The following is a 25,803-nucleotide window of genomic DNA, read 5'->3' on the forward strand; positions in this document are numbered from 1 at the left end:
GTTGCCTGTGCAGGAAAAACAATTGAAAAAGAAACGTAGTGTAGCTAAAAAAACTCTTCTATTCGTGATCTTAACAGTTTTGGGTTTAGTGACACTCGTGCCATTTATCTGGATGGTTTCAGCATCTTTCAAGGCGAACAATGATGTCTATACTGTGCCGATCCAATGGATTCCCAAAGAGTGGCATCCGGAAAATTATGTGAAGATTTGGGAACGCGTACCGTTGCTGACCTTTTTTAAGAATACTGGTATTTTAAGTGTGTTAATTACCTTGATTCAGCTGTTTACCAGTAGTTTTGCAGCCTATGGGTTTTCCAAAATGTATTTCAAGGGCAGAGATTTACTATTCTTGGCATATATTGCGACGATTGCTGTTCCATGGCAATCATATATGATTCCTCAATTTATTATGATGCGCAAGTTGGGTTTGACTGATACGATCTGGTCTCTGGTTCTGTTACAGGCTTTCAGTGCATTTGGTGTATTTTTACTGAAACAGTATTACAGTAGTATTCCAGACGAATTATGTGAAAGCGCCCGTATTGATGGATTGTCGGAATGGGGAATTTATCGAAAAATTATTTTACCACTAACGAAGCCGGCCATTGCCAGTTTAACAATTATCACTTTTGTGAATACATGGAATGATTACATGGGCCCCTTTATCTATCTGACTTCTACTGAAAATAAAACGATTCAGCTGGGGTTAAAAATGTTTGTTGGTCTGTATGATGTTGAGTATGCCTTGATTATGGCTGCTTCAGTTCTGTCTATTCTACCAGTAGCTATTGTTTTTCTTGCGATGCAAAAATATTTTGTGGAAGGAATTGCGACATCAGGGATGAAGGGATAGGTGAAAATGATGAAATCAATGCGTACCTTTGAAAATAATCTCTATATGAAAGCATTTCGCTGGGCGTATAATTTGCTCATATTTAATGTATTGTTTACATTGCTGAATTTACCATTATTCTTAGCTTTCAATTTGTTAGCTGTAGATCCTCGCAATACCTTGTTCTTTCTGGTAGCGCTGTTGCCTTTTGGCGGAGCTTTCGCGGCGTTATTAGGTTCTTTGGAACAGTTTTCCTTGGATAAAGAATGCGAACCAGTTACCGTTTTTTTCAACCAGATACGTAGTTTTTGGTTGAAAGGAACGGCCTACTGGCTTGTGACACTCGCTTGTTTGATCGTTATCTTTACTGACTTGTTATTTTTTTCAGCTACGCCATGGTTTCAGTGGATCAGTCCTTTACTCTTTATTGTTGGTGTGATCGGACTAGGGGTCTTTTTAAATAGTAGTTATTTTCAAATCCGGAATCCGCTAGCGAGCAGCAAAGATATTTATAAAATCAGTTTTTTTTATACCCTCAAAAAATGGTATCTGACTGGACTGAATGGTTTATTACTTGTAGCTATTCTTGGGTGTATGCTGTTAAAACCACAGCTTGGCTATTTGCTTGCACCGTCTCTGCTTGGTGGTCTTATCTATCTGAATAGCAGACATCTTTATAAAGTTAAAGCTGTAGATCCGATGGAGCGGCATCCATAAAGTGACACTTAAAATAGTTGAAAAAAGACAGTAAGAGCTAAAGCCTTGATATGTAAGGACTTAGTTCTTTTTTGTTTTTAGACTGCCATTTTATTCAATGCTATAGTTTGATATTTATTTCTTTAAAAAAATATTTTTAAATAAATATTAGTATAAAAATAACAAAATATATTTTTATGAGGTATAATGAACGTGTATTATCCATTTTGATAGAATAAATAGGAGGACAAAAAATGAAAATAAGTAAAAAATTGATTTGCTTAGGATTGGTAACAGCTTTTGGACTAGTTGGATTCGGCAAGAAGGCGGAGGCGCAAGGAAACAATGTTCAGGTACCCAACTCAACGTTAAATCTCTATTTGAATGACAAGCTGTTAGAAACGTATGTTCCAGAAGGTGACGAAAATCCAGAAGAGGATCGTTTATTTGGCGGTGTGCCAAGCTACCTATTTAATCAGGAGTTTGAATCTTTTGAACCCAGGGTAATGATTTACGATTCATCTAGCCTTGAGGGATTACAATTCGTGAATACAAAAAAATTGACTTTGTATGGGCAATTACTTGACTTGAATCCAATTTCAGAGATTCATGAGCTAGAAGAGCTAGATATGACTGTTGTTCAAGGAAGCGGTTATGGTGGCTATGCAAAAACTGGTTCGAGTGATTTATCTTTCATGAGAAACAAGCTTACTAAATTGAAAAAGTTTACTTATAAACAAGACGGTTTTCATGATGGCTTATCCACTTTAATGGACATTTCTGAGTTATCCGAGCATCCTTTGTTAGAGGAAGCGACGATTCAATCCTCTGGTGGACTGCAAACTATTTCTATGAGAGCTGGTTATAGAAAGTATGAAGTCTTCAATCCAGTGATTTTATCTTCTCAATTCGATGGTGCTGAAATTAGTTATTCTTCACCGGATGCAAACTTTACAAACACAGATGGATTATTGAAATGGAATGCTGTGCCACAAGATACAGAGTACCTTACTTTAGAGTGGACAGTAACGCAAGGAAAATTTCATTTTGAAGGAAACGTGCAAATTCCGATTGATTGGAAATAGAGCCAAGTTGTTTTATATGAATGGAATATAAGCTAAGCCCTCCAGCAACAAAACTGCTGGAGGGCTTGCTTCGCGTTTTTTCTATTTATATAAGTTTTGGCAACTAAAAATTGAAAACCTTGTCCAAATTAACTTGATTCGTGATTATAGCCGGTGATCACTGAAGTAACAAGTACATTCTTTGAATCAATAGTCAATTCACTAATAAGCAGTAATTTTACTTCTTTTGCGGAGTTGATTGTATTTATTCGATACAGCTTAGACCCGTAATCTTGCCATTCGCCAAGCTGCATTAGTTTCTCAGAAAAAAGTATATCTGGTTTCCCTTTTTCGAACAAGACAAGATAATCATTGATGTATTGACCATCAAGTGTTCTGAATGGGTTATCAATAGAACGCTCAATTGTTTTTCCAAACTTTTCATAATGTTTTTTCGGCGTACTTAAATACCGTTGATTACTAGCAGGGACAATCATTTTTTTGAATAAGTCTATTTCTCTTTTGAACATAAACATCCCTCCAGACGAGTCATCTTACTTAAAGTATAGCGTAATAAAAAATTAAAGCAATTCAGCTCAATGTAAGGAGTAATAGATGTCTGATAAAAAAAGAAAAAATAGAAAGGTTCAGAGGGATCAAATTATCATTTAGTGAATTAGCAGTTACTAAAGACATCAGTGTACAATCCGTCCCCAAATTGAATTATTGCTATGATAGAATGAAAATGAGAAGAAAATTCGTGCGAAATAGTATCTAGCTGCTACTCGCTGAAAGGGGAGTAAAATAAAAATGGAGTTTGAGGCTACTATTCCTGCTGTTGACAGTGGTAGATTGTTGATGGAAATACCGTTAAAAGCGACAACTGGATTAAAAAAAGAACCTCTTCAAAAAGTAACCGTTACTATCGATGAGAAGGTGTACCTATGCAATTTATTCTATAAAGAGAACAGCTTCTGGCTGCATATTATAAGAGGAATAAAAAGAGAAGTGGGTTTAGGCGTAAAAACTACTTTTATAATGGAGCCCATTGTTCATGTGGAAGCAAAGAAAGAAGAGATACACGACCAAGTATTGCAATGGGAAACAACAACATGCAAGTCACTTATGAAACAGGTGGGTGTAAAGCAAGAGGACTATGTTGTTGATTTTGGTTGTGGGTACGGACATTATACGTTAGGTTGCGCTCTCGCGTTGGAACAGTCCGGAGTGGTTTTTGCTGTTGATTGTGATGCAAAGGCCTTGAAATGGATCAATAAAAAAGAGCAGATGTATAAGATCGATAACATAAAAACAATACAAACGAATGGTATGCCTGTTATTGATTTTCCTGATAACAGTGTAGATGTCGTTTTGCTATACGATATAGGGCATATTCATGAGAAAGGAACAAAGAAATCATTAGCTCCGAACTTGTTTAAAGAAGCCTATCGAGTCCTAAAGAAAGGTGGGATTCTTTCTACTTTGAATTTTAATAGTGATATAAAAAAGATGCGTTTTGAAGATGAGAAAACGAAAATAAGTAGGGAAGATATTGATGCTGCTATTGTTCAAGTTGGGTTTTCTTTTAGCCATATTGTAGCTAGTGGTGTTCACTTCGATTGGTATCATAGTAGACATAGATTGAAAAAAGGGCTATTATTTGCTGATTTAGAAAGAGAAAAAATTTATAATTATGTAAAATAACGAGGGTGTTAACTAGTCAAATTAAACGGCTTCTTTCTACTTTATAACATTACGTTTTTGTATGTGGAACAGGAGCTGTAAGTAACCAAGAGGCCTTTAGTTTCGTAAAATGAAACCCTCAGTCCCAAGGCACAAAAATAATCAGACCTGAGACGGAAGTAATTCAATAGTGGAACTGTTAAGATTAATCTATAAAGAAAACAAGTGGAGGAAATGAATATGTTAGCAAATAATAGTTTAATAAAAAATATTTTGATTATCGTTTTAGTATTGATCGTAGGTGGTTGGGCACTTGGAATCGTTGGAAGTCTGTTATGGTTCGCTGTTCGTCTATTGATTCCAGTAGCAATCATTTATGCGATTGTTCAATGGATTTCAGATCGTAGTAACAGCAGACGACGTAAATTTTAAAAATAAAGGAATCAGAGGCCAAAATAAAGCCTCTGATTCCTTTTTATATTCAAGTGAAATGCTGTCAGTAAGTCATAGTTTGTCATTCACAGGATGAATGAGCTGGAAGCAACCGGATTTCACTGAATAAATTCATAAGGAGTAAAAATCAATAGGATACTCTATTGCTAAGAACGAATAACCGTTCCACTTGCTCCGTTCAACGCATCTGCGGCTTTTTCCAGAGAAGCAATGATAGCTTTTCTGCCTGATTTTGAAGATGCAAATTCCATTGCTGCTTGAACCTTTGGCAGCATGCTACCGGGGGCAAACTCACCGGCATCAGCGTATTCCTGTGCTTGCTCCACACTGATTTCTGTCAAATCCTCCTGCTCTGGTGTACCGTAGCGAATGGCTACATGGTCTACAGCAGTTAGAATGAAGAAAAAGTCAGCGTCAACAAGATCAGCGAGCTTGGCAGAGGCGATATCTTTGTCAATAACGGCTGGTATACCGTTGTAATCTCCATCATTTTTCTTGATAACCGGAATGCCGCCACCACCACATGCAATCACAATAAATTCATTGTTCAATAGATTCAAAATGGATTTTCCTTCAACGATGTTGACTGGAATAGGGGAGGCTACCATTTGGCGATAGCCTCTGCCGGAGTCTTCCTTAAATACTAGTGCAGGATTTTCTGTTTGAAGCTGCTCCGCTTGCTCTTTCGAGTAGAAGCTTCCGATTGGCTTGGTAGGATTTTTGAATGCCGGATCATTTGCATCGACTTCTACTTGCGTAACGATTGTGGCAACATTCCAAGGCATATTTTCTTTTCTCAGCTGACGAAGAATGCAATTCTGTAAATGATAGCCTATGTAGCCTTGACTCATCGCAGTACATTCAGGCAGTTCAAAATGAGCAATACTGTCATCCAGATCAGCTGCTTTATTTAAGGCTTTTTCAATCATGCCAACCTGAGGGCCATTTCCATGACTGATAATGATCTCATGGCCTAGCTTGATCAAGTTGACCAAAGCAGGTGCTGAGTTATTGATTTGCTCCAATTGTTCTTGTGGCGTATTTCCTAATGCATTTCCACCTAGTGCTATAACGATTCTTGACATAGAATAGCTCCTTTTAGCAACGGATATTCAAGAGTTTGACAGAAATTTCAGCCGTATTCTTGAAAACCGACATCCTTATCTCTAAGTAAACAGGAATACTCAGAGATAAGGTGCTGACATATTTTAGTAATGAAACTAGATTTTATTGAAAGAGTAGCGCTTAGCGTTTTGGCTGTTGTTGTGTAATACAGTGAATATTTCCACCACCATAAACAACTTCTACAGTATTGACTCCAACAACTTCTTTATCAGGGAAAATGGCTTGGATTTGTTCGATTGCCAAGGCGTCATTTTCGTCTCCATATTGAGGTACGATCACACCATTGTTTGTAATCAAAAAGTTCATGTAAGAAGCAATACAGATATCACCATCTTCACGAGGCATGGTTCCTTCTACGTAGTCGATCTTGAAGCTGCCTTTGATTGTTACGTTGTTTACAGGACAACAAATTTTATGAACACGTAGTTTTCTGCCTTTTGCATCTGTCATTTCGCTTAAGCGTTTGTAGCCATCTTGAGCTGCTTCATAGAATGGACTGTTTTTATCGTCTGTATAAATACAAGCAACCTCTCCTGGTGCAACAAAGCAAGCCACATCGTCAACGTGTCCATTGGTTTCTTCTGGATCGATCCCATCTTTTAGCCATAGGACTTTTTCACAGTTTAAGTAGTCGCATAATTTCTGCTCGATTTCTTCTTTCGTCATGTGAGGATTGCGCCCTTCACTTAGTAGACACATTTCCGTTGTCAATACAGTTCCTTCACCATCAACATGGAAGGAGCCGCCTTCTAAAACAAAGTCGTCTGTACGATAAGAAGCAACATGCTCGATTTCGCAAATTTTCCGTGCAACCAAATCGTCTTGATCCCAAGGGAAATAGAGTCCATCTACCAATCCACCCCAAGCGTTGAAGGCCCAGTCAGCACCACGAAGCTCACCTTGATCATCAATCAAGAAGGAAGGGCCGCAGTCGCGAATCCACGCATCATTATTTGACATTTCATAAACAGTGATCTCTTCCGGAAGCTGTTGGCGGCAGTTCGCGAATTGCTCACGAGAAACCACCACATTCATCGGTGTAAAACGACTGATTGCTTTTGCGACATTTGAAAAAGCTTCTTGTGCAGGTTTTCCTCCGTCGCGCCAATTGTCCGGACGTTCCGGCCAGATCATCCAAACCTTTTCCTGTGGCTCATATTCAGCCGGCATACGAAATCCGTCTGCTTTTGGTGTAGTTGTCATTCTTTTTGCCATGTCTTAACACTCCGTTTCTATTTTTTGATTTTCTTTATAATGATGATTGCTTCACCAATAATAATGAAAACAATTGTGCCAATTGTAATCGGTAACTGTTCATTTAGTGTCTCTGCATCAAACTGCAGAGGAACAGCTGTAAAAATCAAGGAAATAATGATCATAAGCATTGGCACAACAACCAATACTTTCAAGAAGTTATCACTGCCGCCGACCTTGAAGGGACGTGGTGTATCTGGATCGATTTTCCGAAGCTTGTAAAAAGCCGGAAAGACCGGTACATAGGACAACAGGAACATCACAAGGTTTAGTGAGAAAAAGGCCCAGAATAAATCTTGGTTTGGTAAAATCGGGGCAATAACAACCACAATCGAAGCTACGATTCCATTCATCAGGGCTGAGCCGATAGGCATCCCATTTTTCTTACTACGTAGGGCAAAGAATTTCGGCATATCGCCATTTTCCGCTGCATAACAAGCGGTGTTGTTTACGCCTAGTGACCACGAAATCATGTTTCCAAAAAGCGTTAACAAGAATAGAAAAGCCATAGCTCCAATAAAGAAGCCGGAAGTAGAGTTGGTCAATAGCTTAAAACTGTCCATCAAGCCGCTACTCGTACTGATTTCACTTGTTGGAATGGCTGCGCTGATCCCAAAAGCAGAGAAAATATAAATCGCAGCAATCACAATCCCAGCTGCAATGATGGATTGTGGAATTTGTTTTTTAGGATTTTCCATATCATCTGCAAAGGTACAAATCACTTCAAAGCCTAAAAGATTGAAGATAATAACTGAAATAAAAGAGAGGCTGTGCAGGTCAAAGCTTGGCAGTAAAGAGCTCACTGTGTATTCGTTAGCAACACCCTTCGTTACTGCGCCATAGATACCAAGACCTCCAATAAGAAGTGCCAACAACATTTTGATGATTGCCGCACCATTCAAAATCCAGATGCTGTCGCTGACTGGATAGAAGCTGATCCAGACGATGATCCAGATGAAAATCAGCTCGATAACAACTGCTCCGATCGTGGAAACTTCAATACCTGTGATCGTTGTGATCAGCTCAGGGCACATAACCGCGAGAGAAGCGAGCCATAAGGGGTAATTGATCCAATAGAACCAAGAGACACGAGAACCCCAGCGGTGACCAAAGGCTTTTGTGACCCAATCATAGATACCGCCGTCGCCGATATAAGTTGTTCCAAGCTCCGAAGAAATCAAGCCATAAGGGAGTAAAAAGGCGATCAGTAAGAAGATCCACCAAAAGAATTGCGAGTTGCCGATTGCGGCAACAGGGGCCGCCGCTTCAGCAACAAACACCACGCAAATAACTGATAAAATAGCACTAAATAGACTGAACTTTTTTCGTTTTCCTTCCATTTTGGACATCCTTTCTTTTCTGTCACATGGAAGCAAAAACAGCAGAGAGTGGGTGGTATATGCAGTTCTCTGCTGCTCTTACTACAACATTTCTATAATGCAGTGTTCAGAAGAACCTCTAGGTCTGCTTTGGCTTTCGCTTGAGCAGCTTTATCAACAGGGTGCTTATCTGCAAAATCATTCATTAAATAAACAAGTAGTCCACGAATAGATGTTAAGCGATTTTCTGCTTCGTCAAAACAAATTGAAGCTGGTCCATCAATGACTTCATCTGTGACTTCTTCTCCACGACTAGCAGGTAGACAGTGCATGAATTTTGCGTTCTTTCCGGCTTTATTCATCATGTCAGCATCCACTTGGTATTTAGGATAGAAAGTACGCATCCGTTCTTCTTCAGAAAGCTCTGCTTCGTAAAGACCATACCAAACATCTGTATAAACGAAATCAGAGCCGACAATTGCTTCTTCATCATCTGTTACTGTGTAGCTACCACCAGAAACTTTACAAATAGCATCTAGTTTTGCTTTATGGTCATCATTTAATTGGAAACCTTTTGGACCAAAATGAACAAATTCCATGCCCATTTTCGTTACGACTAAACCTAATGAGAAGCATACTTGTGTTGCATCACCAATGAAGGAAACTTTACAGTCTTCTAATTTCTTGCCTTCTGGCAGATGTTCGATCATTGTACATAGGTCACCCATTTCTTGGGTTGGATGGTTGTAATCAGACATGCCGTTGATTACCGGAATCGTTGCATGTGTTGCTAAATCATTTACACTATGATGACGTTCCACACGAGCCATCAAGATATCTACTAAACGAGAAAGAACACGACTGGTATCTTCAATTGTTTCATGTCCGCCTAACTGAATTTGACCAGGAGCCAAATATTGTGCATGTCCACCTAATTGAGTCATTGCCGTTTCAAATGAAACTCTCGTCCTAGTAGATGATTGCTGGAAGATCATACCTAATGTTTTGTTCTTTAATAATGGTGGATAATAATTGTTTTTGATACACGCTTTAATCTTTAAAGAAAGATCAACAATGTCCAAAATTTCCTCTTTCGTATAATTTTCTGTAGTAATAAAATCGCGTTTGCTCATATCTCTTCCTCCTCGGGAATTTTTTTTTACACCCTTATTCTATAAATCAATAGGGGAGTTTACGATAAACCGGAGGAACTAAACACGAAAAGAAAGCGCATACAATTTGTGTTTGAAAAAAACCTCTATTTTACAGGATTTAAAAACGTTGTTATATCAAGGGTTTAGAAAAGTTTAGGTAAAGGGTTTAGAAATTTTTTTCGCCAAGAGAAAAAGTTGATGTTATAATTTGAGTAGATGACAAGGAGCGGTAAAGGTTTATCACTTAAACCAGCACTTCTAAATGAAAGGGGTTTCTTTTATGATTGCAGTATTTCTTTATAATATTCTGTTGATTGTTCTCTATGCATTGACTATGGCACTGTCTATCCATTTCTTTTTACGACGGAAACAACCACTTTTTTTATTCCTAACGATTTATCTGCTCTTCTTCATTTTTGATAATGCGATTATTTATATGACAGAATTCATCAATAGCTTTGCTTCGAGTTACAACGAAACCTTCATGAGCATTCCTGTAGCAAAAACGATCATTTATGTCGCAAATGCCTATTGCTCCTTATTAATTATCAACCATCTCCTCAAACGAAAAACTTCTTTTTACCAATATGGTTTAGTCGTAGTATTGACCCTCTGGATGTCTATGGTTCCTTTATTGCAGAATTCAGCAACAAAAGTCTGGCTGTATTATCTGCCCAATCAGTTGTTTCTAATTTATTTAGGGGTATATGGCTGGATTCACTTGAAAAAGGCAGTAGACTTTTCAACTGCTCGCTATTTTTACACAAAATGGATAAGTTTATGCTCTATTCTTTTTGGGTTACTTATTCTTCTTGAAGATTCCTACGTTATTTATTGGGTGGATCAATATACGATTTTAAATGTAAAAATCAACAATCGAAATATCTGTGAGGATATCTTTTCTATGTTGGTCTGTTTTTTACTGTTGCATTTCTTCTTTAAAACGGAGGTGCAGGAAGAGCAGCAGCCTATTGAAGAACAAGAAGATCTGCAATTTCAACTATTTTGCCAACATTATCACTTCACCCAACGCGAGCAGGAAATTTGTCAGCTGCTATTGGAACACAAGTCCAATCAGCAAATTGCGGATGAGATATTTTTATCACTAGGGACAGTCAAAACTCATATCCATAATATTTTTATAAAGTTAAATGTCAAAAAAAGAAATCAAGTGATTGAAGCATATGAAGCCTTTAATAAATCTGGGAAGCTGCAGGCGGAAGTGTCATCGGCTGTTTGAACCAATGAAATGCTCTTCGATTAGAACTAGTGAAATACTGTAGAATCAATAAAAAAGTTAAAAGTGCGTTTCTCGAATGAGAAAACGCACTTTTTACTAGAGCTGCTTCTAGCTATTCTTGGTGTTGAATAAGGGTATCGCTTTACACGATACCGAGCGCCTGAGCGATAAGAACGAAGCCAACGCATAGTATGATCCAAGCCATAGAGATAATAAAGCCGGGTTTCATCATGTCCCACATTTTCCAATGACCATAGTGATATGTTGTCAATGGAATCGGATCTAGCGGCATCAGAAAGACGTCAGAAGCTGTAAAAGCGATAGGAAGTACTAAAAGTGCCGGATTTATTCCAATATTCTGAGCCAAAAGAGCTACCATAGGGACAGCAACAACAATGACGGCACTTGATACTGGAATCAGCAAATGAGAAAATACGCCAAATGCTGTCACAGCAAACAAAACGACAAGAATCGGTGAATCTACTAATCCGCCTAATATGGCGTTTGCTAACCATTGTGACCCTTGTGTGCTGGAAATTGCCATTGCTAAGCTATTGGAGCCGCCGACTAAAAGAAGTAACTCCCAGTTGATGGATTTGTTTGCTTTCTCCCATGTACACAAATCGACTCCGGGAATAAAGAACAGAGAGGTTGCAATGATAGCTACGACCGCTGTGTTGATTCCGTTCCAAGGCTGAGTTAACCAGAGAATTAGTTCAATTGAAAAGATAACTAAAAACTTTTTCTCAGCGGTAGTTAGTTTACCCAGTTTTTTTGCTTCTTCTTTTACATCATCCAGTCCTTGAACGATATCGATTTCTGATGGAATCATTTTCATGATGATGAACCATGCAATAAGCGTCAAAATAATCGCCATTGGAAAGCCAACCATTGTCCATTGGAAAAAGTTGATCGTAACACCAGCAGTGCTTTCCAGTAAAGAAATAGCTAAAACGTTCAGACCGCTTCCCGCCGGTGTACCAATTCCACCGATTGCTGCTGCAACAGGAATACCGATCATCATCTGTTTTCCGAAATTGGATTTTCCAGGGGTGCAATTATTTTTTTTCAGTAGGGTTGTAGCAACACCAGCGAAAATGATTGCTGCAGGAATGCTAAGCAATACACCGGAAATCAAAGAGGTTGATAGCATATAGCTTAAAAGAACGCGACTTGATTTTTTTCCGAATAACGTACTGATAAAAAGAGACACTCGTTTTCCTAATCCAGTTTCCACGAAGACATGTGCGATAATAAAGGTCGACATAATGAAAAGCACCGTAGCAATCATGAAGTTCGACATCGCTTCCTCCATAGAAACGATACCTAGGGTTGGCATAATCATCACAAATAGCGAGGCTGATAATCCAATAGGGATAACCTCAAATATCCAAGAAATAACAGCAACTGCCATAAGTGCTAAAGATTTTTTTCCTTCAACGGTTAAACCATCCGGTGTGGGAAACATAACGATTGCAACATACAATAAAATACAAACAATAATAACAACAAACTTTTTTTTATCAAAAACGGCCTTTTCTTTCATGATTTCCTCCTTGTGTCGATTGAGAGGGTAGCTAAATAGCAGTTTACGAAGTAAGATAGATAGTTACCTAAAAGGATTCTCTACTACCAAATATTGAACGCTTCAATAAACAGCTTTTGTAACATAGTTAATGCTCTCTATTAAAAAATCCGTGGTGCGTGTTTTGTTTCCAATTAGGTCTCTCTTTTTTTCATCCAGTAATAATCATGTTAGAACCATCTATTTAATGATGATAAGTGCAGGTTGAATAGAATAGCTTCCGCTAATTATGGGTTTCTAGTCAGAATTTTTGAGAGAAACATATAGGTATATTACTTAGATAACTAACGAGATAGATGGATAATGTAAAACAATCGGCTTCTTTTAGTAGTCATTTATCCCTCTCTTATGTGATTTTTTTCACAATATAATAATACTACTTTTACCTTGACAAACAATCGTGGAAAAACTATCGTAAACATAGTGATTTGATTATGGAAAAAGGAGGTTGGAGATGAATATTAGACAGATGGAGTCCTTCCTTGTTTTGAGTGAAGAGTTACATTATGGAAGGGCCGCAGAGCGATTGGAGATATCACAGCCTTCGTTGAGCCAACAAATCAAAATATTGGAAAGTGAATTAGGTGTTTCTTTATTTAATAAGCAGGGGAGAAACATTGTACTGAGTAAGGCAGGGCAGCTGTTCTTGCGACATGTCATTACGATTCTTCATGAAGTGCATGAAGTCAGAAGAGATATGACTTATTTTCAAAATATTGAACGAGATGCCATCGTACTTGGCGCATCAGGTAGTCATTTACTGCATCATATCTTTAAGCAGTTTACAGAGGTCTTTCCCGATGTCATGTTACAAATAAAAGAATATCCGAGTAGTATAACGATCCGAAAGCTACTGGATCAGCAAATAGATATAGGTGTTACTTATCAGGCGGAGGACATTGAAAATCTAGTATCTGAGCCATTGTTTGAAGACCAGTTCTTAGCTGTTATTCCTAAGGAACATGAGCTGGCTGAGAAAGAGAAGATTTATTTGTGTGATTTGGAGAATCAACCGTTGATATTACTGGAACAGGAGCTTTTTTTGCGAAAGGTGATCGATCGAGAGCTGCAGAAACGGCATATATTACCGAACGTGATTTGTGAGCTGGGGAACCATTATGCTTGCTTGGAATATTGTAAGTCGCAATTAGGAATAGCGATCATCGTTTCCTCCTTTTTCAGTGAAGTTCCAGATTCTGTTGTATTGAAAAAGATAGAGGATTTGTCTAAAAAAGAAACCATGATGTTGATGTATCGTAAAGAACTAGTCATTGATGAGCCAATCAGATATCTCTTAGATAATTTTCGACATTCTGAATGGGTAAAATCAGCTCAATCATACGAATAAAAATAAGAAATAATGAATCAAAAACCGCAAGTGTAAAACAACGGGTTTTTGATTCATTGTTTGCTGTTTTGCTCGAGAAAGGCAGAATATCAGTTGTGGTATGTGCATCTATGAGCAAGATGAAAAAAGTTCCTTGTAGCTATTGAAAATACCATAATAGAAATTCTTGATTAGAGCATATTTAGCTGTCTCTTCCTCTTCGAAGCGCATATTCTTTGATTTAAGAATCGCTATTTTGCAATCGTTTTTACGACTTTTTGCATTTCATTGTTGACTCATTTGTGAGAAAAAAATCTCACTAAAAATAGTGAGATAGAGGCGCAAGCCACCTAGATTTTTATATTATTACAATGATTTTAATGCTTCTTTATGTAAAATGTATATTTTCTTGTACTACTTAAAAAAATTTTACACAGATGTTAATCGACCTGTATGGTATTGATTGTAGAATTTTCTGCTCCTCGGAAGTTTAGAGTTAGAACTTCTACTTCTTTCTCAATCATTTTTGACTGTTGATTTTCTCCAAGGTCATCAAGAAAATGGATATAATCATAAACTTTTCTGATATATTGGTAGTTTCCTTTAGTAAGATAACTATATAAATTGCTCAAATACTCAATATTCATTCGATATTGATAATCTTGATTTTTAACATTCTGCTTATTAGCAAGATGAAGATATTTTTTAGCTTTTTCATAATCTCTATTATATAATTTTACAGTTATTAAGTTGGTTATTAGATTATAGGCAAATTGTTTTGTTGTTGTATTACGATTTTCTTCGTCTTCTAGAGGAATCGCTTTGCTAATCAATATATCTGAGTGAGTTTCATTCATTAAAAAAATCGTATTAGACATTAGTGCATAATCATATTGAAGAAAATAGGATTTTTGATCCAAGTAGTGGAAGATTTCCTCTAATTCAATTGTAGATACTTCGCTGATTTCTTCCCAGTGTTGAGAGAAAAATATTTTTATTGCAATATAGTTTGATAGGTCTTTCAATTTTTTTTGAGAATTATTATCTAATTTATTGTAATAACGGCAAAGTTCATTTTTTTTCGTTTGATTATTAAGGTGGTTGGCACAGTACTGAAATAAGCTTCTAAATCGTTTTTGCTCTTCATCAATGGAAGAATAAAGAAAGAACTCTTCAGGTGAAATAGACATTTGGTCGAGGACCGATACAAGGTCCGACATTTTGATATCCTGTTTGCCATTTTCAATTCTCGAATAGGCAGATGTATCGTGACCAGGCCACATTTCTTTTTGTGTCAGCTTTAATTTTCGTCTGAAAAAGAGTAAAGTCTCACTGATATTCATAAATTAAATCCTCGTTATTTTTTGCTAAATTATATCACATTTGCATTAATTTGCGAAGATAATGATTAGAATTGATTTCAAAGTATCGTAATTTTTGATACTATGGAAGTGTAAATAAAAAGTAGAAGGAGGTGTAGATATGCTTGCTTTAGGGCTAATTATTGTTCCATTGCTTCTTATTGTTGCACCATAGCTAGAAAAACTAAATCATTGACTGAAAGAGAACAGGGCAGGGGGCTTCTGTTCTCTTCTTTTTATATAATTATTTAGAATGGAGAAAATTTAAAGTAAAACATTTCATTTTTTGACCATTCTCCAAAAATAAAAAAACTGATTCACTAGGGCGTTAATAGTGCCTTTAGTGAGTCAGCTTTTTTGCAGAGTTGTTATGTATGTTATACCAGCACACAAGTTGATGCAGTAAATACATAATGCTCTTCTGCCTGATCCTTGTTGAACAACAAGTTTATTTTTCTTTATCACTTTCAGAGTAACAGTTCTGCAAAGTGATGATGTCAGTAAAAAGATGTATTCGATTGCTTTCGATCTATATGTAAATCTGAAAGCAAATCACCGCGAAATGTTGAAAACTCTTGCAAGGAAAAACATTTACAGTGGTTTCAAATGGACTTATACTGACTACTCCTTGACTTACCCCTTTTTTGAAAAGAATTCAACTGCCGACTGGATAGGACTACAGCCTGGTTAAACCATAGAGACAATTAGTGATTTGGTGTAATGTCTAAAGGTACTATTACAGTAAGCATCTGTTCCTTTTCATAAGTCAACTATACCAAGCAGATGATAGGAAATAAATAGGTGCTAAGCGATTGGGTAAAAGGTGCACGAATTAGATCGCATTAATAACGATCATTGTAAAATAAATGAAAATGTGCTATATTTTGTGCTAAATTAGCACGTTAAGGAGTTATGGTATGGTAAAGGAGTTAAAAATGAAAATTGGTGACACGCTCAGGTTTTTCAGAACGTTGAAAGGGTTTACTCAAAAAGAAGTATTGAAATCTTCTACAGATCATTCGATTTATTCTAGAATAGAAAATGGGAAGAGAAGTGTTAGGCTAGAGGAATTACAAGAAATTTTGGACACATTATCAGTAAACATAGAAGAGTTTATTTCATTTAGTGGTTTTGATACAAACCAAGGTGTTTTTCGCAAAAATTTTTATGGTGCTGCTGCTGATTTAGAGGATTTGGAAAAGAAAGCAATTGTAATAAAATACTATAGAGAAATTTTGGCAACGCCAAAGAAAACAACTGTCCAGCTATCTAATCTAGTATCGATCAAAGCTTTTTTCTCACAATTTTGGTCAGAGGTAGTTCCTGTGACGCAAGAAGAGATACAAGAAGCCTATGATTTGTTGTCCAATACAGATTATCTATCGCAGTATGATTATGCTCTACTGGCTAACATAGTATTTCAATTTCCTACGGAACAAAGAAAAGTATTGATGAAAAAAGCTTATCCAATTATGGACCAATCACTGAGAGATCCTGAAACGTTAAAGCTAGCTTATAATGCGATTCCAAATGCTATGACTGCTTGTATACAGGAAAAGCAATATGATGAGGGCAAGGAATATGCTAAGATGATTGATACTATTGAAAAATCTGCTAAAAATGTTCATATAATTATGAACATTAAGTATCTGGAAAATTTGATTTATCTTATTACTACAGGTGATCGTTCTTATCAAAAAAAAATCAACAGATATATTGATATTTTGCAGGAACATGGCTTTACGGCTATTGCAGAAGCTTCTGACAAAGAGATGAGGATACTTACATTTGGAGAGATAGATAAAGGGGATGTCCCTATCAACACAATGTAAACTGAAAAAGTAACTCAAATAAAAGTATACTCGTCATTAAAAAAATTTTAAGCTATGTTTAAGCAATCAGGTGTATCCTAAATTCTTGTTAAGAGAGGGTGGATACATATGCAAAAGAAAATAAATAAATGGATGATCAGTACGATCGTTGTTAGTGTATTGTCAGTCGGCATCATTTCGTTTCTAAGTTATAAATTAATGTCTCAACCAAGTATGGAAATGCCGAACGGTCAAATGATGGACGGGGAGATGCCGGATGGTGAGAGACCGCAAGGAGGCCCTCCTGGCATGGAGCAGGATTCCGGAACGGAAAACAGCCAAAACGCTGATATTTAGTTCGAAATAAAAAAAGCAAGAGCGAGAGGATGCTGGTATCTTCTTGGTCTTGCTTTTTCTGCAATCTGCATCTGTTCTTCTTATGCTATAATAGAGAAACTTTAATCTAAAGGAGGGCTTAACATGATTATTCCTAAAAAACTATGTGCTGGTGATGAAATTAGAATTATTTCTCCGTCAAGCAGCATAATGCGAACAGGTGGCATAGAAGCGAATCGAGCTGCGGAATCTACGTTACGCGGTTTGGGCTTTGAGGTAAGTTTTGGGGAACATATTTTAGAGAATGATGTGTTGGGCTCCACCACGATTGAGAGTCGAGTAGAAGACATCCACCAGGCGTTTCTTGATGAGAACATTAAAGGAATACTCACAACCATCGGCGGTTTCAATTGTAATGAGCTGTTGCCCTATTTGGATTATGACCTAATCAAGAATCATCCAAAAATATTTTGCGGCTATAGTGATATCACTGCATTAAGTAATGCGATATACGCTCAGACGGGTCTAGTAACATATAGTGGCCCGCATTATACCAGCTTCAAGATGCGTATGCACCAAAAATATCAGACGGCTTGTTTTAGAGATGTAGTGATGCACACAGGTGTCCATCGATTATTCGCTTCAGAAGTATGGAGTAATGATCCTTGGTATTTACCAGAGTATACCCCGCGTGTTTTGCAAGGGAACTGGAAGAGTTATTCAGAGGGACAGGCATCGGGAATCAGTATTGGCGGGAATATTGGCACCTTTAATTTACTTCAAGGGACAGTGTACCAGCCGAGTGACGATGAGGTTGTTGGCTTTGTAGAGCTAGAAGAAGAAGGGGATTTTCGTGACTTTGCTAGAGGGCTAGCTTCTTTTTTACAAGCATACACACCCAAGGCCTTATTGATTGGCAGATTTCCAGATGAAACAGATATGACAGAGGAACGGCTTCTGCTAATTTTGGATAAATATCCGTTATTACAAACAATTCCTGTTATATATGATATGGATTTTGGGCATACACAGCCAATCATGACATTTCCTATTGGTCAGACAGTAGAAGTAGATACTTTCGCAAAAACAGTCATTTTTACGGATGAATGATCTTTCAGAACAAAGCGATTCATTGGAAATAGTTATCTAAACACCGCATTATACCAACTTTTTCATTCTACTTTTACTTGGGTTCGTGTGATAGAATCTGATAGAAAGTGAGTGATAGAGTTGGTAAACAAATTTGAGGAAATGTTAGAGCAGCTTGCTGCTGGGGAAATCGAAGAAATCAGCGTTCAAAATGACGAGTTTTTCATTTTCAGAGAAGCATGGCTGAAAAGGGCAGATCGTACGTTGTTTGTGGGTGAAGCAGCGCATGGTGGTCATGTCATTTACAGGTATGAACCGGTTGAGGTTGCAGAATAACGCAACTGATGAGCGTATTTAGAGAAATGAAAAAGGAAACGCGCAAGTCCGTGGTTAGGCTCTGCGTGTTTCCTTCTTCGTTAAGATGAGCTAAAACAATTTCTGTTAAAAGTTAATAAAAATGAGCAATAGTCCTAAAAGTGAGGCAGGTGCGCCTGCATACAAGTAGGGTTTTGTTAATCCCAACCAAGCTTTCTTATTATAAAAGGCTCGAATTTGGTAATTGATACTGCCGGCAGCCAACAAAGAAATCCCTGTAAACCAAAGAATCAATGCAAAAATCAACACATTCATCGTCATCAACCTCCTTATTTTATTATACCGAAGAACGATCAAAACATACAGCGACAGCTCTTTTCATAAAAGGCACACATGTTTATTCAACCTTTACGTCCCATTGCTGAGGAAACTAGTTTGTGTGAATAGGGAATAAAAAAGCATGTCGAGTTGAAACCAACTTTAAGCAGCTTCTCTATTCAAAATCTGTGATTAAATGATTACACGGATTTTTTCCATGCTTCTTACTTTTGTAGGAAGACAATAGGAAATTATCTTTTTTTATGGAATCAATTGCGTTAAGGGGAAAGAAATAGTTATAATAGAGAACGTCAGGTTTAAACATGTATGAGTATGATGAAACAAACGACAAAGGAATGGCTATTAGCGTTTATCAAGAAGCGAGTGGCAGCTTTTGTGTAATACCTGATTTCATGCAATTTATATATATTTATAGTAATGATCGATTATTGAGTAAAATGATTATAGAAGAGAATGGAGTAGTTTTGAATGTATACATTTTGTTTACTGGATGAAAACGAATTTGAAGTTTTCGCAAACCAGTCAAGTTCTGGCAACTATCTGCAAACCAAAGAGATGGGGAAATTAAAAAAGCTTAGAGGAGCGGAAGTTTTTTATCCTGCATTAAAAGATGAGCAAAATACTGTATGTATGGCTTCTTTGATGACAAAGACTAAACTAGGCGTCGGCTATGTTTTTGATATTGACGGCCTAGAGCTACCCGCTAAAAGTGAGCTCGCGGTGGATTTTCTTTCTCAGCTTAAGGGATATATAAAAGAGAATGATGGGCTTTATTTGACTGTGACTCCTAATCGCGCTTATGGAGTTTATGATTATCGTGGCAATCTGTTGACGGAAAAGGATCAAGAAATTATTCCATTCTTTTCAGCCCAGAAATTTGAACATGAAGGATTCTCTCAAGGATATTCCTCAGATGGAAATCCGCAATGGATCTATAAAAAAGACCTAAGTGATCTTTCAGAAGCGACTTTAGTTAAGTCTTATAATAAGGATGCTAAATACAGTTTAAATAAGGCGAAAAGCTTTGGTATTACGACAAGAGAATTATCGTATGAAGAGCTATCTCTATTCAAAGAAATTACTGAGCGAACAAGTATTAGAAGGAATTTCACAGATAAAACATTGGAATACTATCAAGCAGTGTATCAGGCGTATGGTGAGCGAGCAAAATTTGTGGTAGCAGAAGTCAATTTCAAAGACTATTTAGAAAGCTTAGAGCAGCAAAAACAACAGCTAGAGCAAAAACTTGCGGATATAGAGGAATTCTTGGTCGTCAATCCGAACAGTCGGAAGAAGAACAATCAGAAGCGTGAGTTTACTGATGAGCTATCCACCTATGAAAAGAGAATTACAGAAGGGAAGCAGATGTTGGCAGATAATGGGGAACAAGTATCCTTGGCCTGTGCGTTATTTCTAACAGGACCTCATGAAACAGTGTATCTGTTTTCCGGCACAGAAGAAAAATATAAAAAATTATATGCACCATTCTTGATTCAAGATAGGATGTTGAAGTATTCTGTAGAGAAGCAAATTCCTTTATACAATTTTTATGGAATCGAAGGGGTGTTTGATGGGTCAGATGGTATTCTGAAATTCAAAGAGTCATTTAATGGCTATGCAGAAGAGAAAATAGGAACATTCAAGGCCATTTTGAACCCTGGAAAATATCGAACATATATGGTATTAAAGCATGTGCGGGAATTTGTAAACAAGCTGAGAGGCAGAGCGTAGGAAAAAATGGGTCATATATGAAATAAGGAGAATTTGGCTGTTTTTATCAGTATTACTCTTACTTTATAGACAGGAAAAAATCATTTTTCTCAATTATGATAAGGAAATCTTTTTTTATCAAAAACTATAAATTTATGAAAGGAATAGCTTGTTCAAAATAGTTGGACAGCTATTCTTTTTGTATTTTTTCTAATTCCTTAGGGAAAAGATGGAGATAATTTGATTTCGTGAAAAAAACATGTAAAAACCTTTGTTTCCAAGGGTTTTATTTGAAAAATTGTTTTTATAGCATAAAAATTTGTGGTTTTTGCACCGTTTTACCCTTTTTTTGAGATAATTGAAGTTATTTTTGCAAATTTCACAAATTTGAAGCGTGGCTCTTTATTTCTTCATATTTGTTTGTTATTCTTTACTTAAGAATTGGATGTACAAAGACATATTCTTTTCTTAAATAATTGAGTAAGGAGGCCATGATTCACAGGGGATTATCGAATTGATTCCGCTAGATCAAAACGATAATATTATATTTCTAAGAACAAGAAATTTGAGCAACAAATAAATGAAAAAAGAAACAAAAATAAGAAAGTGCAGGATAAGCTATGACGTCTGGGGAGGCATTATAGCTTATTTTTTTGAATAAAAATATTTCTTTATGTACAATTATGGGGTAAACTAATACTTTGACTTAAAGAATTAAAGGGGAGAATGAAATGAATAAAGATGAATTGATCAAGCAAGCGAAAGAATTGATTAGCAAAGGGAATGTTGAGAAAGCAAAGAGTTTTTTAGACGAACATAAAGATGAAATCGGGGAGCATTATGATAAGCTGAAAAAATCACTTCCAGACTTAAATATGGATGATATTGCGAATCAGGTAAAAGGCTTTTTCAAAAAATAAAAGAAATAAAGTATACAAAAAAGGGTATCAGTTCTATTCTCTAGACTGATACCCTTTTAATCTGTAGTACTACTCAAATCATCCATTTTAACTGTTTAGCTCCTTAAGCAGTTTCTTTTAGTTGACGTACAGCTTGTTTAATTGTGATACCGTAAGCTACTTTGTTATGGTCATTTGCATCATAAACCATAAAAATGTTGTTCTTTGTATCAAATGCTACACGATAACTAACATTGTTTGTTTTGAATGTCATACTATCATCTCCTTTCATTAAGTGTTTCAGTGAAAGGCAACGAATTATAATAACGAAATCCTGAAATAATATTACCACAGTTAAGATAATTTAGCAATATTCTTGCTAAGAAATCTAGAAAAAATGTCCTAGTTTCTGTATTTTTTATGTCGCATAGTAACTCTTACTTATCTGCAAAAAGTTGTTTTTCAACCTATCATTGAAGTTTCTTGCTAAAAACAAGCACGTCAGATGCAAAAAACAGAGAATCCTTTGTGTTTCTGCCATTTCATAGTAAAATAAAAGTGTAAAGGGAGGGATTCATTATGGAAAACGAGTATCAAAATATTTTAGTTGCAGTTGACGGTTCACCGCAAGCGGATCAGGCGTTTGAAAAGGCGATTGAGATCGCAAAACGTAATCAGGCAAAGCTGCATGTTGTCTATGTAATAGAAGAAATAGGCAATTACTTTGGTGAACTGACCATATCCGTTACCAATGCGATGGAAGATTTGAGAAAAAAAGAAGAAGAGAAGATGCAGCAGCGTGTGGATTTTGCGCATGCAGGGGGTCTCGATAATGTGGCAACCTATGTCGTATATGGTTATCCTAAAACCCTATTAGCAAACTTTTCAGAGATAGAAGACATCATCGATTTAGTGATTATCGGCAAAACAGGACTAAACGGTTTAGAAAGAATTCTCGTTGGTTCAACGACTTCTTATGTAGTCAATCATGCGTCTTGTGATGTGTTGGTTGTGGCCGCAGAAGATGAAGCATAATTAGAGAATGAGGAGCAGGACTGGTTCTATCTGGTTTTGCTTCTTTTTTTCTGGAAACATTACATTAGTGAGTAGATAATGTAAAGACAGTAGTTGGCATATTACTTATAATATAAGAAAAAGAAAGCTGGTGACTTAATGGAACATCTCGTATATACGGACGCAAAATCAAAGGTATTCGATAAGATCATGGCAGGTGAAAAAACATTGATCGTCAGAGGAGCAGCGGGTAGAAAACTGCCCCATAGCCGTGTGTTTGTTGGTGAAACCCTCTATTTTATTGAAAATAATGGTTCAGGTGAAATCAAAGGAACAGCGATTGTCAAAAGTGTGTTTAATTCTGAAAAAATGACTGCAGAAGAATCAACAGAGATTTTAGAAGGGAAGCAGGACCAATTGCAATTGTCTGCTGCTCAGAAAAAACGGTGGTATGGAAAGAAAATCCTCTGCTTAATTGAGATTGAACAACCGAAGCTAATTGAACCAATGTATCTGGACAGACAAAAAAATATGGATGACTGGCTGATTATCGAAAATATAGGAGATATAACAGTAGAAGGGAATGCAGAAGAATATAAAAATATCCGATTAAATAAGTAAAAAATAGGCCTGTAGGTAGTCAATACGCTAATATGTATTTGAATTTCTGCAGGCTTTTTGCTAAAATAACGTTATGTGAATTAAGAAACCAATGGTTGGGCGGAAGCTTCAAGGATCATGTTCTTCAAGGGGTGAGAAGAACTGTTTTTTGAGTTCGGTCTTTTTTTCTTATTTCATGGAAGAGAAAGATAGGTTTTTTCTCTTGGTTATGCGTGTTTCTAAAACAAATAAAGTAACGCTTTGTTGGAGGTGAAATAATGGTTTTAGATGCTTTAGAGCAAATTCGTCAGGCTGAAGATCAAGTACAGCAAATGAAAAAGGATGTACAGCAGGAAATGGCTGATTTTGAAACAAAGAAAAATCAGGAAAGTTTACAACTACAAAAGAGCAGTCAGGAAAAAGTAAAAAAACTGCTTCAGGAAACAGAGCATTTCCAGCAGGAACAGCTGAAAAAGGAAAAAGATGTTTTATTGAAAGATGCGGAAGAACAGAAAAAATCCTTCCAATCCAAATATGATCGAAACAAGAATCAAATGATTGAGTATATCGTAGAAAGGGTGAACGAACTTTATGGCAGTCAATAAAATGGAAAAAGTAACATTAATAGCGGCTGCTGAAAAGGAAGAAGCGATTCTTCAGTCGATACAAGGGTTGCAGGCTGTTGAGATCAAAGACTTCTATCACTCAAGCGTGGATCAATCCTATCTCGACAGTTACTTTTCTTCTAGTCAACTGACCGGGAACGCTTTTGACAAAAAATATTATGAAGACATGCTTTTGCGCCTTCAGGATGCGTTGACATTTATGACTCATTTTGCAAGTAACGAAGGTAAGAAGCTAGGTATCAAGCGTCAAGTTCAAACCTTAGATTTTTTAGAATCATCTTTTGATCGTGAACAGACGATGGCGTATCTGAATGAGATTGAACGTTTGAAAAAACAGTTGAATGATGTAGAAAATCAACGAAAAAAGTTGCTTGCTGATGAAGATTGGTTGGCAAGATGGCAATCTTTAGATGTGGTCCCTCAGGAAGTTGCGCTAAACGAGGCTTCATTGATATCGGGTTCGTTGAATACAGCGAATAATTCGGAGTTTCTGCTTGAATTGGAAGAGCTGCCGTTTACTTATGCCGAAGAGATCTATCAAAGCACGAATCATGTATACTACAGCTTGATTTTCTTGAAGAAAAATGAAGAATCAGTCAGTGCGCTATTGAATAAGTTTAGCTTTGATAAAATGAACTACCCGTACGATGTTCTCCCAAGAGAAGCTTACGAGCAGACAAAAAAAGGCCTGGCTTCTTTAGTCGAAGAAGAAAAGCAGATAAAAAAAGCTTTAGCTGCTTATCGAGAGCATCAAGAAGAGCTATATTTTGCAGAGGAAATGGTCTATGCGCTGATTTATCGTGAGGAAGCGAAAAACCATTTACTGAATACAGCCTATTTTACCTTGATACAAGGATGGATTCCGGAAGATGAGAAACAAAGTTTTCAGGAAACATTATATAGTGTTGTTCCTAAAACGGAGCTTTACATGGTATTTGAACAGCCGACCTCAGAGGAAATTCAAAAGGATATTCCAGTTAAGCTAAAAAATAATAAGCTGGTTGCACCGTTTGAGATGCTGACAGAAATGTACAGCTTGCCTCAGTATGAGGAAATTGATCCAACACCGATTATGACCCCTTTTTATATGGTATTTTTCGGTATGATGGTGGCAGATTTGGGTTATGGACTTCTAATGCTGATCGGTACAGTGATTGCTAAAAAAACAATGGTGTTGCCAAGAGGGATGAAACGATTCACTGATTTCTTCTTTATCCTGTCGTTTCCAACGATTATCTGGGGCTTTATCTATGGTTCCTTTTTCGGTGCTTCATTCCCCGAAACGCTATTGGGTATCAACTTACCGTTTCCGATTCTTTCGACAACTGAGGACGTAAACACGATTTTACTTCTTTCTGTAGCCTTTGGTTTTATTCAATTGATGACTGGTTTGATGGTCAATGGGATTGAATTGACGAAGCGGAAGCAGTATTTAGAAAGTATTGGAAGCAGCTTTGCTTGGCAAGGGCTGCTGTTGGGGATACTGATTGCAGTATTGGGTACGATCGTATTGAAGAGCAATGGATTCCTGATGACAGGGGCGATCGTCGCTGTTATATCAGCGCTATCAATTGTGGCTGTTCCTATTATTCAGTCGAAATCCAAAGCAAAAGGAATTGCCAAGGGTTTGTACGAGCTATATAACCTAACTGGATACATCGGTGATTTGGTCAGCTATACTCGTTTGATGGCATTGGGGATTTCCGGCGGTAGTATTGCCGCTGCATTCAACATGCTGGTAGAGTTTATGCCGCCAGTTGCCCGATTCACTGTTGGGATTGTATTGATTATTGCGCTGCATGCTTTGAACCTGTTCTTGAGCTTGTTGAGTGCCTATGTGCATGGCGCGCGTTTGCAGTATGTAGAGTTCTTCGGAAAATTCTACACTGGTGGCGGACGTGCTTTCCAACCGTTGAAAACAGAAGAGAAATATTTAAATATTGAAAAGATGAAAATGAAGAAATAAGTGGA

General features: G+C 37.0%; 26 protein-coding genes and 1 other annotated feature. Of the genes, 17 read left to right on the forward strand and 9 right to left on the reverse strand.

Annotated elements, in window-relative coordinates:
* Positions 1 to 112 precede the first annotated feature (112 nt).
* The 3 genes from A5888_RS00465 to A5888_RS00475 all read left to right on the forward strand — a co-directional run bounded on the left by A5888_RS00465 (position 113) and on the right by A5888_RS00475 (position 2,613).
* Positions 113 to 853 carry a carbohydrate ABC transporter permease gene (locus A5888_RS00465; RefSeq protein ID WP_249274427.1) on the forward strand — a complete coding sequence of 247 codons (741 nt, stop codon included), beginning with the start codon at positions 113 to 115 and terminating at the stop codon, positions 851 to 853.
* A 6-nt stretch (positions 854 to 859) separates the two neighbouring features.
* Positions 860 to 1,549: a DUF624 domain-containing protein gene (locus tag A5888_RS00470; protein WP_139843788.1), complete on the forward strand. Its 690-nt coding sequence runs from the start codon at positions 860 to 862 to the stop codon at positions 1,547 to 1,549.
* Between the two features lie 233 nt (positions 1,550 to 1,782).
* A complete protein-coding gene (locus A5888_RS00475) occupies positions 1,783 to 2,613 on the forward strand; it encodes a hypothetical protein (RefSeq protein ID WP_086347329.1) in 831 nt (276 codons plus the stop codon).
* Positions 2,614 to 2,741: 128 nt separating this feature from the next.
* Here the strand turns inward: A5888_RS00475 and A5888_RS00480 are convergent, their stop codons facing one another.
* Positions 2,742 to 3,122: a hypothetical protein gene (locus A5888_RS00480; RefSeq protein ID WP_086347330.1), complete on the reverse strand. Its 381-nt coding sequence runs from the start codon at positions 3,120 to 3,122 to the stop codon at positions 2,742 to 2,744.
* A gap of 280 nt (positions 3,123 to 3,402) precedes the next feature.
* Between A5888_RS00480 and A5888_RS00485 the strand changes: the two genes are divergently transcribed.
* Both A5888_RS00485 and A5888_RS00490 read left to right on the forward strand, forming a co-directional pair.
* Positions 3,403 to 4,296: a class I SAM-dependent methyltransferase gene (locus A5888_RS00485; protein ID WP_339101852.1), complete on the forward strand. Its 894-nt coding sequence runs from the start codon at positions 3,403 to 3,405 to the stop codon at positions 4,294 to 4,296.
* Positions 4,297 to 4,515: 219 nt separating this feature from the next.
* On the forward strand, positions 4,516 to 4,707 hold the full coding sequence (locus tag A5888_RS00490) for a hypothetical protein (protein WP_339101853.1): 192 nt from the start codon (positions 4,516 to 4,518) through the stop codon (positions 4,705 to 4,707).
* Between the two features lie 167 nt (positions 4,708 to 4,874).
* Here the strand turns inward: A5888_RS00490 and arcC are convergent, their stop codons facing one another.
* The 4 genes from arcC to ptcA form a co-directional block, all read right to left on the reverse strand.
* Complete coding sequence (arcC, locus tag A5888_RS00495) at positions 4,875 to 5,813, reverse strand: carbamate kinase (protein WP_086347333.1); 939 nt, start codon at positions 5,811 to 5,813, stop codon at positions 4,875 to 4,877.
* A gap of 160 nt (positions 5,814 to 5,973) precedes the next feature.
* Positions 5,974 to 7,068 (reverse strand): agmatine deiminase, encoded by a 1,095-nt coding sequence (aguA, locus tag A5888_RS00500; RefSeq protein ID WP_086347334.1) that lies wholly within the window; start codon positions 7,066 to 7,068, stop codon positions 5,974 to 5,976.
* A 17-nt stretch (positions 7,069 to 7,085) separates the two neighbouring features.
* Positions 7,086 to 8,447 carry an APC family permease gene (locus tag A5888_RS00505; RefSeq protein ID WP_086347335.1) on the reverse strand — a complete coding sequence of 454 codons (1,362 nt, stop codon included), beginning with the start codon at positions 8,445 to 8,447 and terminating at the stop codon, positions 7,086 to 7,088.
* A 92-nt stretch (positions 8,448 to 8,539) separates the two neighbouring features.
* Positions 8,540 to 9,559, reverse strand: coding sequence for a putrescine carbamoyltransferase (ptcA, locus tag A5888_RS00510; RefSeq protein ID WP_086347336.1), 1,020 nt, complete (start codon positions 9,557 to 9,559; stop codon positions 8,540 to 8,542).
* Between the two features lie 301 nt (positions 9,560 to 9,860).
* Here ptcA and A5888_RS00515 point away from each other — a divergent pair, with 301 nt between their 5' ends.
* Complete coding sequence (locus A5888_RS00515) at positions 9,861 to 10,820, forward strand: response regulator transcription factor (RefSeq protein WP_339101854.1); 960 nt, start codon at positions 9,861 to 9,863, stop codon at positions 10,818 to 10,820.
* A 142-nt stretch (positions 10,821 to 10,962) separates the two neighbouring features.
* Here A5888_RS00515 and A5888_RS00520 read toward each other — a convergent pair whose 3' ends face one another.
* Positions 10,963 to 12,366 carry an SLC13 family permease gene (locus A5888_RS00520; RefSeq protein WP_086347338.1) on the reverse strand — a complete coding sequence of 468 codons (1,404 nt, stop codon included), beginning with the start codon at positions 12,364 to 12,366 and terminating at the stop codon, positions 10,963 to 10,965.
* Between the two features lie 493 nt (positions 12,367 to 12,859).
* Here A5888_RS00520 and A5888_RS00525 point away from each other — a divergent pair, with 493 nt between their 5' ends.
* A complete protein-coding gene (locus tag A5888_RS00525) occupies positions 12,860 to 13,753 on the forward strand; it encodes a LysR family transcriptional regulator (protein WP_086347339.1) in 894 nt (297 codons plus the stop codon).
* 419 nt (positions 13,754 to 14,172) lie between these two features.
* Here the strand turns inward: A5888_RS00525 and A5888_RS00530 are convergent, their stop codons facing one another.
* Positions 14,173 to 15,075, reverse strand: a complete 903-nt coding sequence (locus tag A5888_RS00530; RefSeq protein WP_339101855.1) for a helix-turn-helix transcriptional regulator — start codon at positions 15,073 to 15,075, stop codon at positions 14,173 to 14,175.
* Positions 15,076 to 16,064: 989 nt separating this feature from the next.
* On the opposite strand from A5888_RS00530, the gene A5888_RS00535 reads away from it, so the two are divergent.
* The 4 genes from A5888_RS00535 (at position 16,065) to A5888_RS00550 (ending at position 18,665) form a co-directional block, all read left to right on the forward strand.
* Positions 16,065 to 16,925 carry a helix-turn-helix domain-containing protein gene (locus A5888_RS00535; RefSeq protein WP_422389730.1) on the forward strand — a complete coding sequence of 287 codons (861 nt, stop codon included), beginning with the start codon at positions 16,065 to 16,067 and terminating at the stop codon, positions 16,923 to 16,925.
* Positions 16,926 to 17,033: 108 nt separating this feature from the next.
* Positions 17,034 to 17,261 carry a hypothetical protein gene (locus A5888_RS00540; RefSeq protein ID WP_086347341.1) on the forward strand — a complete coding sequence of 76 codons (228 nt, stop codon included), beginning with the start codon at positions 17,034 to 17,036 and terminating at the stop codon, positions 17,259 to 17,261.
* A gap of 123 nt (positions 17,262 to 17,384) precedes the next feature.
* The gene (locus A5888_RS00545; protein ID WP_086347342.1) at positions 17,385 to 18,350 is read left to right on the forward strand and encodes a S66 family peptidase; all 966 of its coding nucleotides are present in this window, start codon (positions 17,385 to 17,387) and stop codon (positions 18,348 to 18,350) included.
* A 120-nt stretch (positions 18,351 to 18,470) separates the two neighbouring features.
* A complete protein-coding gene (locus tag A5888_RS00550; protein ID WP_139843789.1) occupies positions 18,471 to 18,665 on the forward strand; it encodes a hypothetical protein in 195 nt (64 codons plus the stop codon).
* Positions 18,666 to 18,770: 105 nt separating this feature from the next.
* Here the strand turns inward: A5888_RS00550 and A5888_RS00555 are convergent, their stop codons facing one another.
* The gene (locus A5888_RS00555) at positions 18,771 to 18,959 is read right to left on the reverse strand and encodes a hypothetical protein (protein WP_249274388.1); all 189 of its coding nucleotides are present in this window, start codon (positions 18,957 to 18,959) and stop codon (positions 18,771 to 18,773) included.
* A 492-nt stretch (positions 18,960 to 19,451) separates the two neighbouring features.
* Here A5888_RS00555 and A5888_RS00560 point away from each other — a divergent pair, with 492 nt between their 5' ends.
* The gene (locus A5888_RS00560) at positions 19,452 to 20,714 is read left to right on the forward strand and encodes a peptidoglycan bridge formation glycyltransferase FemA/FemB family protein (RefSeq protein WP_339101856.1); all 1,263 of its coding nucleotides are present in this window, start codon (positions 19,452 to 19,454) and stop codon (positions 20,712 to 20,714) included.
* A 710-nt stretch (positions 20,715 to 21,424) separates the two neighbouring features.
* Positions 21,425 to 21,613 (forward strand): hypothetical protein, encoded by a 189-nt coding sequence (locus A5888_RS00565; protein WP_339101857.1) that lies wholly within the window; start codon positions 21,425 to 21,427, stop codon positions 21,611 to 21,613.
* Positions 21,614 to 21,716: 103 nt separating this feature from the next.
* Here A5888_RS00565 and A5888_RS00570 read toward each other — a convergent pair whose 3' ends face one another.
* Complete coding sequence (locus A5888_RS00570; protein WP_202061902.1) at positions 21,717 to 21,866, reverse strand: hypothetical protein; 150 nt, start codon at positions 21,864 to 21,866, stop codon at positions 21,717 to 21,719.
* A 305-nt stretch (positions 21,867 to 22,171) separates the two neighbouring features.
* Between A5888_RS00570 and A5888_RS00575 the strand changes: the two genes are divergently transcribed.
* From A5888_RS00575 to A5888_RS00590, 4 genes are all read left to right on the forward strand, one after another.
* On the forward strand, positions 22,172 to 22,627 hold the full coding sequence (locus tag A5888_RS00575; RefSeq protein WP_086347344.1) for a universal stress protein: 456 nt from the start codon (positions 22,172 to 22,174) through the stop codon (positions 22,625 to 22,627).
* A gap of 138 nt (positions 22,628 to 22,765) precedes the next feature.
* A complete protein-coding gene (locus A5888_RS00580) occupies positions 22,766 to 23,227 on the forward strand; it encodes a hypothetical protein (protein WP_086347345.1) in 462 nt (153 codons plus the stop codon).
* Between the two features lie 93 nt (positions 23,228 to 23,320).
* Positions 23,321 to 23,368: a sequence feature (sodium ion sensor (DUF1646 type); this cis-regulatory element may regulate processes involved in with the transportation of sodium ions), on the forward strand.
* A gap of 116 nt (positions 23,369 to 23,484) precedes the next feature.
* Positions 23,485 to 23,811, forward strand: coding sequence for a hypothetical protein (locus A5888_RS00585; protein WP_086347346.1), 327 nt, complete (start codon positions 23,485 to 23,487; stop codon positions 23,809 to 23,811).
* A complete protein-coding gene (locus tag A5888_RS00590; protein WP_086347347.1) occupies positions 23,798 to 25,798 on the forward strand; it encodes a V-type ATP synthase subunit I in 2,001 nt (666 codons plus the stop codon). Before A5888_RS00585 ends, A5888_RS00590 begins: the two co-directional genes overlap by 14 nt.
* The last annotated feature ends 5 nt before the right edge of the window (positions 25,799 to 25,803 follow it).

It is taken from the genome of Enterococcus sp. 9E7_DIV0242, assembly GCF_002140975.2.
GTDB classification, from domain to species: Bacteria; Bacillota; Bacilli; order Lactobacillales; family Enterococcaceae; genus Enterococcus_L; species Enterococcus_L clewellii.

Bases quoted from the DNA above. Each gene is read 5' to 3' on its own strand.
- A5888_RS00465 (WP_249274427.1), top strand. From the start codon at position 113: ATGGTTTCAGCATCTTTCAAGGCGAACAATGATGTCTATACTGTGCCG.
- A5888_RS00470 (WP_139843788.1), top strand. From the start codon at position 860: ATGATGAAATCAATGCGTACCTTTGAAAATAATCTCTATATGAAAGCA.
- A5888_RS00475 (WP_086347329.1), top strand. From the start codon at position 1,783: ATGAAAATAAGTAAAAAATTGATTTGCTTAGGATTGGTAACAGCTTTT.
- A5888_RS00480 (WP_086347330.1), bottom strand. From the start codon at position 3,122: ATGTTCAAAAGAGAAATAGACTTATTCAAAAAAATGATTGTCCCTGCT.
- A5888_RS00485 (WP_339101852.1), top strand. From the start codon at position 3,403: ATGGAGTTTGAGGCTACTATTCCTGCTGTTGACAGTGGTAGATTGTTG.
- A5888_RS00490 (WP_339101853.1), top strand. From the start codon at position 4,516: ATGTTAGCAAATAATAGTTTAATAAAAAATATTTTGATTATCGTTTTA.
- arcC (WP_086347333.1), bottom strand. From the start codon at position 5,813: ATGTCAAGAATCGTTATAGCACTAGGTGGAAATGCATTAGGAAATACG.
- aguA (WP_086347334.1), bottom strand. From the start codon at position 7,068: ATGGCAAAAAGAATGACAACTACACCAAAAGCAGACGGATTTCGTATG.
- A5888_RS00505 (WP_086347335.1), bottom strand. From the start codon at position 8,447: ATGGAAGGAAAACGAAAAAAGTTCAGTCTATTTAGTGCTATTTTATCA.
- ptcA (WP_086347336.1), bottom strand. From the start codon at position 9,559: ATGAGCAAACGCGATTTTATTACTACAGAAAATTATACGAAAGAGGAA.
- A5888_RS00515 (WP_339101854.1), top strand. From the start codon at position 9,861: ATGATTGCAGTATTTCTTTATAATATTCTGTTGATTGTTCTCTATGCA.
- A5888_RS00520 (WP_086347338.1), bottom strand. From the start codon at position 12,366: ATGAAAGAAAAGGCCGTTTTTGATAAAAAAAAGTTTGTTGTTATTATT.
- A5888_RS00525 (WP_086347339.1), top strand. From the start codon at position 12,860: ATGAATATTAGACAGATGGAGTCCTTCCTTGTTTTGAGTGAAGAGTTA.
- A5888_RS00530 (WP_339101855.1), bottom strand. From the start codon at position 15,075: ATGAATATCAGTGAGACTTTACTCTTTTTCAGACGAAAATTAAAGCTG.
- A5888_RS00540 (WP_086347341.1), top strand. From the start codon at position 17,034: ATGCAAAAGAAAATAAATAAATGGATGATCAGTACGATCGTTGTTAGT.
- A5888_RS00545 (WP_086347342.1), top strand. From the start codon at position 17,385: ATGATTATTCCTAAAAAACTATGTGCTGGTGATGAAATTAGAATTATT.
- A5888_RS00555 (WP_249274388.1), bottom strand. From the start codon at position 18,959: ATGAATGTGTTGATTTTTGCATTGATTCTTTGGTTTACAGGGATTTCT.
- A5888_RS00560 (WP_339101856.1), top strand. From the start codon at position 19,452: ATGTATACATTTTGTTTACTGGATGAAAACGAATTTGAAGTTTTCGCA.
- A5888_RS00565 (WP_339101857.1), top strand. From the start codon at position 21,425: ATGAATAAAGATGAATTGATCAAGCAAGCGAAAGAATTGATTAGCAAA.
- A5888_RS00570 (WP_202061902.1), bottom strand. From the start codon at position 21,866: ATGACATTCAAAACAAACAATGTTAGTTATCGTGTAGCATTTGATACA.
- A5888_RS00575 (WP_086347344.1), top strand. From the start codon at position 22,172: ATGGAAAACGAGTATCAAAATATTTTAGTTGCAGTTGACGGTTCACCG.
- A5888_RS00580 (WP_086347345.1), top strand. From the start codon at position 22,766: ATGGAACATCTCGTATATACGGACGCAAAATCAAAGGTATTCGATAAG.
- A5888_RS00585 (WP_086347346.1), top strand. From the start codon at position 23,485: ATGGTTTTAGATGCTTTAGAGCAAATTCGTCAGGCTGAAGATCAAGTA.
- A5888_RS00590 (WP_086347347.1), top strand. From the start codon at position 23,798: ATGGCAGTCAATAAAATGGAAAAAGTAACATTAATAGCGGCTGCTGAA.